We start from the raw sequence: 12,046 nt of genomic DNA on the forward strand, positions 1-12,046 counted from the left end.
AACGCGTATATCCTTTTGTTGGGGATATGCGCGTTTTTATTCGTTTGATTTGCTCGGGATGTAGCTGTCGGACGACAAGAACATAGCCCGATTCAACCCCGCATAACTTGCGGGTTTTTGATTTTATAGGGTCAGGTTCTTGTCGCGAACGAACGACAAGAACTTGACCTTTTTGTCGAAGTAAAGTGGCGTTCAGCTTCACCGGGCAGGATGGTTTAAGGAGCATTCCTTTTCCCATATTCGAACAAATTGAACATGTAAAAATAGAGGTAGCATAGTTTTTGTAAAATGTCTTTATTTTGATGTTCAAAGAAAGGTGAAAAAATTAACATTACTAGAAAGAGACCTAGTAACACCTGGAAATGACGGTATTGTATTTAATAATGGTGCTGTGTTTGAAGTTTCGAACTGCGGAATCGGAAAGCGGTGCTTAGCCTTGATTCACCGTAGAAGGCCAAATGTCCACATTTGTATATGGAATGTAAACACATGTATATCGATGCTTCATTGCCCTCTACTTATAATGAAGTTGCCGCAGCAAATAGCATGGAAGGTCATGCGGGTTGCTTGTGGTAATTTGTGCTAATTACTACGGGAGGGATATTCGTGGGTTTACGGCAGAGGGTTATTTTTTTAGTCATATTTGTTGCCGCTTTCATAATGGTGACGACCCCTTCGGAGAGGTCCAATGCCGCAACAGGGAATATGGCTCTAGGGAAGACGGCTTATTCGTCGTCGAACGAAGTGGATTTTTTCGGACCTGAGAAAGCGGTCGATGGGGGCAATCGGGATGCAAGCCGCTGGTCTTCAGAAAGAACGGATAACCAGTGGTTCTACGTTGATCTGGGCGAGCCTGTAGAAATCGGAAGAGTCATCATCAACTGGCAGACGCCGGCGGAACAATATCAAGTTCTCGTGTCTGACGATGCGGTAACCTGGAGGAACGTATTCGCGGACAACCGTGTGCTCGTCGCCCGCGGACCAGTCGAGGATACGATCGATTTCGAGCCGACACTGGCGCAATACGTCAAGTTTCAAGGAGTAACGAGACGTCCAGTTGAGGGTATCTATTACGGATACTCCTTCTGGGAATTCGAGGTATACAAAGGCAAACCATTGTTGCCGCCTATGATGGACGCGGTCAAAAACAGCATCGGCGTCTCCGAAGGAGACACTCAGCTGAACCTGCCCGCTGTACCGGATGGTTATACGCTGTCGTTGGTGAACACAGACAGCTTGCCGGTGATCGATGCGCAGGGCACGATCCAAGCGCCGCTAGTCGATACTCAGGTTCAGCTGCTGCTGCAAATCCAGAGCGACAGCGATCCGACATATCTCTTAACGGATAATGCGCTAGTCACCGTACCCGGTCTCTACAAGCAGACGAGCGATCGGAACCAGGAGCCGCGCGTCATTCCTTCTTTGCGTGAGTGGCTTGGCGCAACAGGCGAGTTCCGCTTGACGGACAAGTCGAAAATCGTCATTCGCGCAGATGATGAAGCGGCTATGCGGGGGACGGCTGACATTTTGCAGCAGGACTTGCTTGATTTAACGAAGCTGCCGCTGACAGTAACGGTTGGCTCACCTCAAGCAGGGGACATCTACTTGGTGCTGGATGCTGCGCAAGCACTGTTGGGGACTGAGGGGTATGAGCTGAATATCGGCGAATATGTTTCCGTCGCTGGTTCCGATCAGACGGGCGTCATGTTCGGTACGAGAACGATCTTGCAGCTGCTTGGCCACGCTGCCGATCATAAGACGATGCCCAAGGGGCAATCGCGCGATTATCCGAAATACGCGGATCGAGGCTTTATGCTCGATGTGGGCCGCAAGTTTTATACGATCGAGTTTTTGCGGGACTATGTCAAACTGATGTCCTACTATAAGATGAACCGGTTCCAGATTCACTTGAACGATGATGTCGGCGATGTCGGTTACTTCCGTCTGGAGAGCGAGAAATTTCCGGGAGTGACGAGCAAGGACGGCTATTATACGAAGCAGCAATTCAGAGACCTGCAGTTGCTTGGGATGGAATACGGCGTAAACGTCGTGCCGGAAATTGATACGCCGGGCCACTCCGGCGCGTTCATCGCCTACGATTCTCGATTGGGCAGCAACAATCAGCTGGATATCAATCGTCCAGAGACGCTCGACTTCATTAAAGCACTCTTTGACGAGTATCTCGACGGCAGCAATCCGACCTTCGTCGGCCCGGATGTGCACGTCGGCACGGATGAATATTTAGGCGACGACAAGGAGGCGTTCCGCAGGTACGTGGATATGCTCCTTAACCACATTAACAGCAAAGGCAAACGCGCCCGTCTATGGGGCAGTCTGTCCGCATACGACGGCACGACGCCGGTCAGTAACGATGCGACGATGGACATCTGGTATGAGCCGTACGGAAGCGCTCAGCAGGCCATGGAGCTCGGCTACGATATTATCAATACCAATACGAATTTGCTCTACATCGTTCCGCAGCTGTACCGCAGCTATTTGAATTACGATTTTATTTACAACGAGTGGGAGCCTAACGATTGGCTGGAGACGAAGCTTCCTTATGCGCATCCGCAGGTCAAAGGCGGCATGTTCGCGCTCTGGAACGATGTGTCCGTAGAGAAAGGCGTATCCATGGCGGACTCGCATCAGCGGATCTTGCCTTCCATGCAAGTGCTGGCGGAAAAGCTGTGGAGAGGCAACCGCATCGATCGGAACTTCGCAAGCTTCCAGGCGGATGCCGCAAGGTACGTGGACCCGCCGGGTGTTCATCAGTCACACAAGCTTCAAATCGACAATGAGCGGCATCTCGTACTGGATTATACCTTCGACGAAGGCTTCGCGGACCGTTCGGGGAACGGCTTTGACGGCAACGAGGTAAACGCAGGCACAGAGAAGGGAATCTTCGGTCAAGCCGTGAGGCTAAACGGCGGGGCTAGCTACGTGGAAACGTCGCTTCGCACGCTTGGTTTCGGCTGGACGATGTCCATGTGGATCAAACCGGACGCTGACAACCCGCAAGGAGTTGTGCTGCTGGAATCTCTGGACGGACAGCTGAAATACAACATAGGGGGCAGCGGCAAAATCGCCGTCACAAAAGAAAATTACATCAGCGAATTCAATTATAAGCTGGCGACCGATCGCTGGACCCATGTCATTATGATCGGCGACGATACCGGGACCTCCATCTTCATTAACGGCAGTGAATATACGGCTACTCTCAAAGACGGCTCCAAGCTGGAAACATTCGTTCTGCCGGTAGCCAAAATCGGCAGCGAAACGAATGCTTTTAAAGGCTTGATTGACGAACTCATCGTAAGGAACACCTACTTGGACCTGCATGGAAATCTGGCTTTGCATAAGCAAGCCGAATCCTCGCAACCGGAATCCTCGTCCTACACTGCGGATAAAGCGGTGGACGGCAGAGGGGATACCAGATGGTCCAGCGATTGGGTGGACGATACCTGGTTCATGGTGGATCTAGGTGAAGTGAAGAACATTGATGCTGTATCTATTTTGTGGCAAACGGCTTATGGTTCGAAGTACCGCATTCTTGTGTCCGAGGACAAGGAGAACTGGACGAACGTTGTGAAAGACAACAACGGGGAAATTAACGGAAAGCCGGGACGAGTCGTGACTACCTTCCAGAGCACGCCAGCCAGATACGTGAAGTTCGAAGGCGTGTCCAGAGCTACTATGTTCGGCTATTCCTTTGAGGAATTTGAAGTGTACGGCGAGGAATATAAACTCGGCAATCTACGGCCGATTATCGACCTGTTGACGGCTATCGAGGCCGACAAGCTTGTGGAGGACAATTACTCTCCTGAGGGCTGGGCACAGCTTCAGCAAGCGATTGGGCAAGCGACTGCGGCTATTCAAAACGCCCAGCTGTCTCGTCCTGAGGCCGAACAGGCGTATGCAGGGCTGAGCGTTGCGCGTGATCGTCTAACGATCGAAGACGTAATGGGTCTGATCGAGCTTAATGTAAACGGAAGTATCGCATCCAACCTTTACCTCCCGCAGAAAGGGCAGCTCGGTACGCGCATCGTCTGGAGCAGCTCAAAACCCGACTACCTGAATGCGAATGGACAGTTGTTGAAACGTCCGTCAAGCGGGTCAGGCGACATGGAGGTCGTGCTGACCGCGACGATCAGCAAGGGAGCTGCATCCGCGGAGAAAACGTTCAAGATCAAAATCAAAGCGCTGCCTGGCTCCGGCGACGGAGGATGGGCTCCGACTCCAGTAACTCCTGATCCGGAAGAAGGCCAAAACGGCGGTTCGAATCCGGGAGGTGAAGATCCAGGCAATGGCAATGAGAACGGCAGCGGCAACGGCGGGGAGTCCGGCGGATCGACAACGGTTCGGCTGAACGATATTGCGAGCCATTGGGCAGAAGCGTCCATCAAACGGGCGGTTGATCTTGGATTCGTAGAGGGCTACACCGACAAGACGTTCAAGCCGAATAAGACGGTCAGCAGAGACGAATTCGTCGTCATGCTGGTGAAAGCGTTGAAGCTGCAAGGTACGAACAGTTCGCTGGACTTCGCGGACGCAGATTCGATTCAAACCTGGGCGAAGCCTTATATTACGCAAGCCTTGGAATCCGGCCTGATCAGCGGCTATGAGGATGGGACATTCCGACCGAAGGTTTCGATTAGTCGAGCAGAACTGGCAGCAATGATTGTTCGCGGCTTGGGTCTGAAGACTGCGGAAGGGCATGAGCTCTCTTACGAGGACGCGGATCAAATCCCGGCTTGGGCGAAGCCGTACGTGGCAGCAGCCCGGGAGGCGGGAGTGATGAACGGTCGCGGGGACAACCGGTTCGCGCCGGCCGCCTCGGCGACGAGAGCTGAAGCAGTGACCGTTATTCTGAATATGCTTGATGCGCTTGCGGAGTTGAAGGAACAGGAGCAGAACTAATTATGCATAGAAAGAGAGCGTGAGATTAGGTGAAAACTAGACGAAGCTTGACTGCTTTGCTGCTTGTCCCGGTCATGCTGTTATCGTTAATATCGTCTGTGAATGCGGAGGAGGCGGGCAGAGAAAGCGCCGGCTTTTATAATCTGGCCCAAGGGAAAACGTACACATGGTCGGAACAGCCGGAGGGCGCTTTCCCGGATGACGGGACGAAGCTGTCGGACGGCAATGCCGCCGACCCCGCGCGTGAAAGCGGCAACTGGGTGGGCCACCGCAACAAGAAATCCCGTTCGGTTGTGTTTGATCTAGGCGAGCAAAAGACGGTTCAGGAGGTGAGCGCGCGTTTCCTGCACGATTGGCCGAACAACGAAACGCTTGTGCCGCTCACCGTTTCGTTCTACGCGTCGGACGATGGGGTGAGCTGGGGCGTATTGTCTCATAATCCAACTCAGTTGTTATGGGGCGACCAGACCAACATCGAGACATTTGCATGGGACGGCAGCCCTGAAACTGGAGCTGTCAAGCGTGGCGATTATACCGAAGGACTCGTATACGCTCGGTATGTGAAAGTAGTGTTCTCCATGCATCCGAGGGCATGGAGCATGATTGACGAGGTGACGATTACCGGTGCGGATGGCTTGATCTCCGGAGCGCAGCCGGTACAGCCTGAGCCTTACGCCCTCCTGCAGCCTGGAGATGCTACTGGCGGGATTCAAAACCTGGGCTTGCTGTATAACGGACACTACGCGGACGGCACAGGAAATTGGACGAAGGAACGGGCTATCCCTAATATCAGTTATGTGAACGAGCAGGGAGAGCCTGTCGATTGGCTATTCGACGGCGTGCTGTATCTGGGCTTGACATCGGATAACGGCAGAGGCTTCGGAGCGACAGAAGCGGCCGGCAAAGCCAGAAAACAGGAATGGGGATGGTATTTGGATAAAACGTTTAACGTAGGCGGCGATATGAGCGCGTTGAACGAGGCGACGGTCGAGGCAGGCGTGAAGCTTGGCGAGCCCGAACATAAGACGAAGGTTGTTCTGATGATTCCAGAACCGGGCGAGTATCAGTCCGACTTCGGCAGCATTGAAGGCGAGTATCTGAACTTCGATGTAGGTGCGGTCGGCGATGCCGCATCGCTGGATAACAGGGCCAAAGCGATTCAGTGGTGGGTCGATGAAGTGCAAGCCAGATGGACGGCTGCGGGCTACTCGAACCTGGAGCTTGTCGGCATGTATTGGCTGGAGGAACAAATCAGCACGCATGCGACCGGGCCGGAGATGGTCAAGAGAGCGAGCGACATCGTTCATACCGCAGGCCTGAAGCTGTTCTGGATTCCTCATTTTATGGCCTATAAGGCATTCATGTGGAAGGATGTCGGCATTGATGCCGTATCTCTGCAGCCGAACTATTTCTTCGAGAAACTGAGCCCTTCGCGTCTGGAGGATACAGCGGATATGGCGAAGCGGTACGGCATGTCGCTGGAGCTGGAATTCGACGACCGGATGATCAACGACGCCGTCTTCCGCGAGCGGTTCATCGAGTACTTGAACAGCGGCGTGGATACCGGTCTGATGCAGCATGGATATAAAGCTTACTATCAAGGCAACAACGCTGTATACAACGCGGCTGAAAGCACAGACCCTGCTACCCGCGTGCTTTACGATTGGCTATACCAATTCTCTAAAGGCACTTATCAGAAGCAAGACGCTGCTCCGCCTGATGTTATAGCGCTCATGAACGGGCAGCCGATCTCGGAGCATACGATCGTGCCTGATACGACACAGGCCGCTTTCACCTGGAGCATTCCGGGAGATGGCGGGAGCGGGATTGTTAAAGTTACGGCCAAGTATGACGGCAAGCCTTATACGGAAGGAACTGTTGTAGATCTGACGGGTAAGCCGGGTAAGCATGTGCTGGAGCTGACGGTGGCGGCTGCCAAATCCAAGACGGTTAAATTCGTAATAGAAGCACGTTTGGGCGCTGAAGGTCTATTGGCTCTTGTTGATGAGTACGCGGACAACAAGCAGCTTAGCAATGCCGATACGGTCCGCGCTATGCGCAACGCCCTGATCATGATGAAGCGTACGCAAGAGAGCGACTCTGAGCAAGCCAGGGACTATTTGCTGGCATTCAATGCGAAGCTGGAAGGGGCTAAAGGCCTTGAATTTGTAACGGAAAGCGCTTATACGGCGCTGAAGGAAGGCGTGTATTACGAGATCGGCAGCATCGCGCAAGACAAAGAAGCAGAGGCATCCTCGACGGAAGCCGCGGGTCTGGAGCCTTCGAAAGCGCTGGATGGCGCACCGGGAACGCGCTGGGCGAGCGAAGTGCGCGATACCGCTTGGTTCCAGATCGATCTGGACAACAAGCAAACCTTCGATACGATCCGCATCGATTGGGAATATGCGCGCGCGGACCAATACCGTCTGAGCGTCTCGGATGATAAGCAGACGTGGGAGCCCTTGAAAGTCGGCAACAATGGCGTGGTTAAAGCGTCCGACGGCAAGAATACACTGGTATTCCCGGCAACGACGGCAAGATACATCAAGTTTGAGGGACTGAATCGGGCAACGTTCTACGGTTATTCCTTCTATGAATTCGGCGTGTACGATCTTGCCCAGCAGCAAGAGCTGAAGACATTGGACGGCATACAAGCCGCCGTGGACGCCTCCACGAAAAAAGTCACGATCGACGGGTTGGTCATGAACGGCAAGAAAGAACATTTGTATGTCAAAGTGCTTGACCCAAAAGGCAACATTCAATATACCGGTCAGACGAGCACAGAGGATGACGGAAGCTTCCGCATCGCCTTTACGTTGACCGGAGAAGAGCAAGGACTGTATACGGTCGAGCTTGAAACGGATGACATGACGACTCCAGAGCAGGCCGCCTTCGAATTTCGCAAGCCGCCTTCCACTGGCGGAGGCAATGGAGGCAGCAATGGAGGCACCAATGGAAGCACCAATGGAAGCAACGGTGGAGGTAGCGGTGGAGGCGGTCAGGCGCAAGATCCGTATACGTTGCAAGCGGACGGTTCAGTCAAAGTCATGCTTGTCCCGACATTGAAAGGCAATCAGGCTGCGGCTTCGGTCGGAGCAGCTGATCTGAATGCCGCGATACTCAAGGCAACAGCCGACAGCAACGGCAACAAGCATATTCGTCTTGAATTGAAGTCGTCGAACGCGGCTGGCGGCTATGCTTTGGAGCTTCCGGCAGCTAATCTGACGAACCAGTCTAATCTGATTCTGCATATCTCCACGCCGTATGCCCAGCTTGCTTTGAATGGTGACATGCTGGTAGGAGTCAAGAAGAATGCCGGAAAGCTGCTCATTATCGTAAGCGACCATTCAGGCGAGTATCGCGGCAACGAAGCGGCTGGCCGGATCGGCAACAGGCCAATCGTGGAAATTGCATTGCAACTGGACGGTGAAGCTCTGTCTTGGAACAATGCGAAGGCACCGAATTCCATTGCGATTCCATATTCGCTTCAAGCGGGAGAGCAAGCAGCTGATCTGCAAGCTTTTGAGCTGACGGGCAACAGCGCGGCGGCAATTGATGGCGCATCTTATGACAAAGACAAGGGCGTACTGCGATTCTCCATCGACCAAGTCGGCGTCTATGCTGTCGGCGGCAAGAAACCGGCTGCGTTCACTGACCTTGGCCAGCATGAATGGGCGCGCGAGGCGATCGAGAAGCTGGCCGAAAGAGGCATCGTCAAAGGCACCTCGATCGAAAATGGCACTTTCAGCCCCGCAAATCAAGTAACGCGAGCTGATTTTGTCCTGATGCTGGTGAACATGCTTGACCTGCGCGCCGAGATTACCTCGACGTTCGCCGATGTGAAGCCGAATGATTATTACTACGATGCGGTGTCCATCGCCAAGCAATTGGGAATCGTTTCGGGAGTGGACGAAGTTAACTTTGCTCCTCGTGACTCAATCAGCCGCCAGGACGCTATGGTTATGCTGATCCGAGCGCTGCAAAAGACGGGGGCAATCAAGCCGTCCACATCCGGTTCAACACTTGAGGGCTTCCATGATGCGAGCCAGATTGCGCCATATGCTGCGGACAGCGTGGCAACGATGTTCGAGCATGGGCTGGTTACGGGTTCCGACGGCTATATGAAGCCGAAGAGTACGACCAGCAGAGCGGAAGCGGCGACGTTCTTGTATCGCGTTCTTCAATTAATCGAGGGGAAGCAGCAGTAGTAGACGCGGGAACAATTGATTTAAGCACATTCCGATTAGCGCGGCAACGCGCCCGGGGTGTGCTTTTTTGACGATACAGAATAAAACTTCGTAAGGAGGCTATGCGGTGTATAGCCGGACAACGTGTCCCGAAGAAATCCGCGCATATAAAGTAACCACCAATTTGTCGGACGACAAGAACATAGCCCGATTATAACCCGCAAGTTATGCGGGTTATTGATTGTGCGACGGGCAGCGGACCCAAATGCGAAAGCGTGAAGCACGGCAGCGGCAGGATCAGTCGGCGACTGTGCGATTAAAATGGGAAGCCTAACCACCTGTCGGACGACAAGAACATAGCCCGATTCAAACCCGCATAACTTGCGGGTTTTTGATTTTATAGGGTCAGTTTCTTGTCGCGGACGAACGACAAGAACTTGACCCTTTTGCCGAAGTAAAGTGGAGGCACTCAACTAAACGGGCAGTAAATTGAATTTGTTCGATATTTAGGGCCTTAATGCGATTATTTTTAAGACCTTTACAAGACCGAATAATCTTGGTAACATTCTCCTAATATTTGAAAAGCGATGATGAGGGAAGTACGTAAAGAAATCTTTCTCAGAGAGCTCCTGTAGCTGAAAAGGAGTAAAGTGTTCTTTACAGAAAAAAGCCTCTGAGCAGCACATCGGATCCGAGAATAGGGATGGTGTGACAGGAGCTCCTGTTACAGAGCTAGAGTATAATCATTCCACAGGAATGCCGTACTTGAAGAGGCTAATAGGGTGACCTATCAGCGAATCTGGGTGGTACCACGAGGAATTCAATCTCGTCCCTGAGACAAATGTCTTGGGGGTGGGATTTTTTATTTTGTTCTGATTAATAAATTTATGTTCAGGGCGCTAAATGGACAGCTTAGAAAATGTAAGAAAATTCTATGATGAAACCGTTAATTGGCGAAGACTGGATCGGCACCAAGTATAATTCGAACTTAGCAAACGGCTCTCCATCCAAGGCAGCATTACTGGAAGGCTGCCTTAGTATTATTTTCATTACGTGAAGCCACGACTTATTTTTGACTAAAGCGTAATAGAAAAAATGAATCTCTTTTTGCACAAATATCGTGGCTCATCTCTTTACTGGAGTAAAGTGGAGCGCTCATCAACCCGTGCTATGTAAATTGTTTCAGAACGCAACCCGCTTGGTATTTATAGTTTATTAAGATCTACTTTCATGCTGGACGGGAAACCGATCCAGTTTATTTCGGGTGCTATACATTTAGAATTATGAGCTGCGATTAAGCTCCAAATGTACGGAGTTATCCTATCTACAACCATAGTTCGAGGTTCAATTGAAGGGTGGGAGCTTGTATATGAAGAAATTTTGACCGTACTTTGATTTTCCTGAAATCTATGTAGCCCTCCTCAATCGACATCATAGTATTGTTACTCTTTGATCATCGTTTTGTTGCACTCCATTTCGATTGGAAACCATGTAAGATTAAGAAGAAGTCAACTGGTTAGACCAATCAAAAGGGAGGAAAAACAAAGATGGACAAATTGAAGAAGCCAGCAGCTGTATTGCTCGGTCTGGCGATGACTGTAGGGCTTTCGGCTTGCGGAACAAGCAATGATTCGGCGAAAAGCAGCACAGCACCGGGGGCAAACTCGAGCTCTCCTACACCTGCGGCCAAGAAAGAAAAAACAAAACTCGTTTACTGGACCTTCCAGCGTCATGATGCCGACTTCATCCAAGAAAAAATCAAAAAGTTCAATGAGTCGAATAAGGAAAATATTGAAGTTGAAATGACTATGATGGCCGAGAACTACGCCCAATCGCTGGATCTGGCATTTACGAGCAACCAGGCGCCTGATGTATTTGGCACGTTTACTCCCGCTGAATTCAGTGCAAAAGGGTATTTTGAGCCGCTGAATAAATACATGACTGATAACATAAAGAAAAAGTTCGACGGGATGTTCAACGAAAATGACAATATGTTTAACGGAAACATCATTTCGTTCCCCAATTCTGGCGCAACCCTTCGCCTGATTTATAATGTCGACATCTTCGAGAAAGCAGGAGTCAAGCCTCCGAAATCGTTAGACGAACTGGTAGAAACAGCCAAGAAAATTACCGAGGTCGGCAAAAAAGACGGCATCTACGGCTGGTCGCTTCCTTATAAGAGCCCGGCAAGCGCTCTTAACCGTTCCCTGATGCCAATGGCAGCCTTAAACGGAATGTCTGACGGGTATGATTACAAGGCAGGCAAGTTTGATTACTCCGGCTGGAAACCGCTTATCGAGGCACTCCGTAAAATGAAAACGGACGGGAGTACGCTGCCGGGTTCTGAGTCGCTTGATATGGATCCGATGCGCGCGCAGTTCGCCGAAGGCAAGATCGGGATGTACATCTCCTACTCTGTCGAACCGGGCGTCTACAAAAATCAATTTCCTCCAAAAATCAAGTGGGACGCGGCGCCGATGCCTACGATCGATGGCGGCGAACCGAAAGGGACTGCCGGCCCGGGTGGCGGAATCTGGTTATCGATGAGCAGCAAATCGAAAAACAAAGACGCGGCATGGAAATTCATGGAGTATATGTACAGCGACGAAATGCAAACCGCTTACCACGAGCTGGGATACGGACTTTCCGTTGTGCCGAGTATTTCTAAAGCGGCCAAAGAGCCTAATATCCCGGGGATCAAAAACTTTTTGCTGACGAAATACGACGCCAATTGGCCGTTAAGTCCGCAAGGCCTTAAATTGGAAGGGAAAACTTGGCAGGAAGAATTCGGCGGGTATATACTGGTTGGCGGCGATCTGGACAAAATCATTCAATCTGTTAACGACCGTTATAATTCAGCCCTGGAAAAAGGCGCAGCTGCCGGAACGACAAAAAAAGTCGTGATTCCCAACTTTGATTCGAAATCGCTGCAAGGCAAATAA

The 12,046-nt window shown here is 51.4% G+C and carries 3 protein-coding genes and 1 other annotated feature; all 3 genes read left to right on the forward strand.

All coding sequences use genetic code 11. The features are described from left to right. The first annotated feature begins 606 nt into the window (after positions 1–606). The 3 genes from DQG23_RS14920 (at position 607) to DQG23_RS14935 (ending at position 12,046) form a co-directional block, all read left to right on the forward strand. Entirely contained in the window at positions 607–4,917 is a 4,311-nt protein-coding gene (locus DQG23_RS14920; protein ID WP_113031646.1) for an S-layer homology domain-containing protein, read from the forward strand. A gap of 29 nt (positions 4,918–4,946) precedes the next feature. Further along, on the forward strand, positions 4,947–9,125 hold the full coding sequence (locus DQG23_RS14925) for a DUF4855 domain-containing protein (RefSeq protein ID WP_113031647.1): 4,179 nt from the start codon (positions 4,947–4,949) through the stop codon (positions 9,123–9,125). A gap of 557 nt (positions 9,126–9,682) precedes the next feature. Continuing rightward, positions 9,683–9,941 (forward strand) — a binding site (T-box leader). Between the two features lie 710 nt (positions 9,942–10,651). Beyond that, complete coding sequence (locus DQG23_RS14935; RefSeq protein ID WP_113031649.1) at positions 10,652–12,046, forward strand: ABC transporter substrate-binding protein; 1,395 nt, start codon at positions 10,652–10,654, stop codon at positions 12,044–12,046.

This window comes from Paenibacillus contaminans (assembly GCF_003285015.1).
Lineage (GTDB): Bacteria > Bacillota > Bacilli > Paenibacillales > NBRC-103111 > Paenibacillus_V > Paenibacillus_V contaminans.

Coding starts and splice junctions, on each gene's coding strand:
- DQG23_RS14935 (WP_113031649.1), top strand. CDS start 10,652: ATGGACAAATTGAAGAAGCCAGCAGCTGTATTGCTCGGTCTGGCGATG.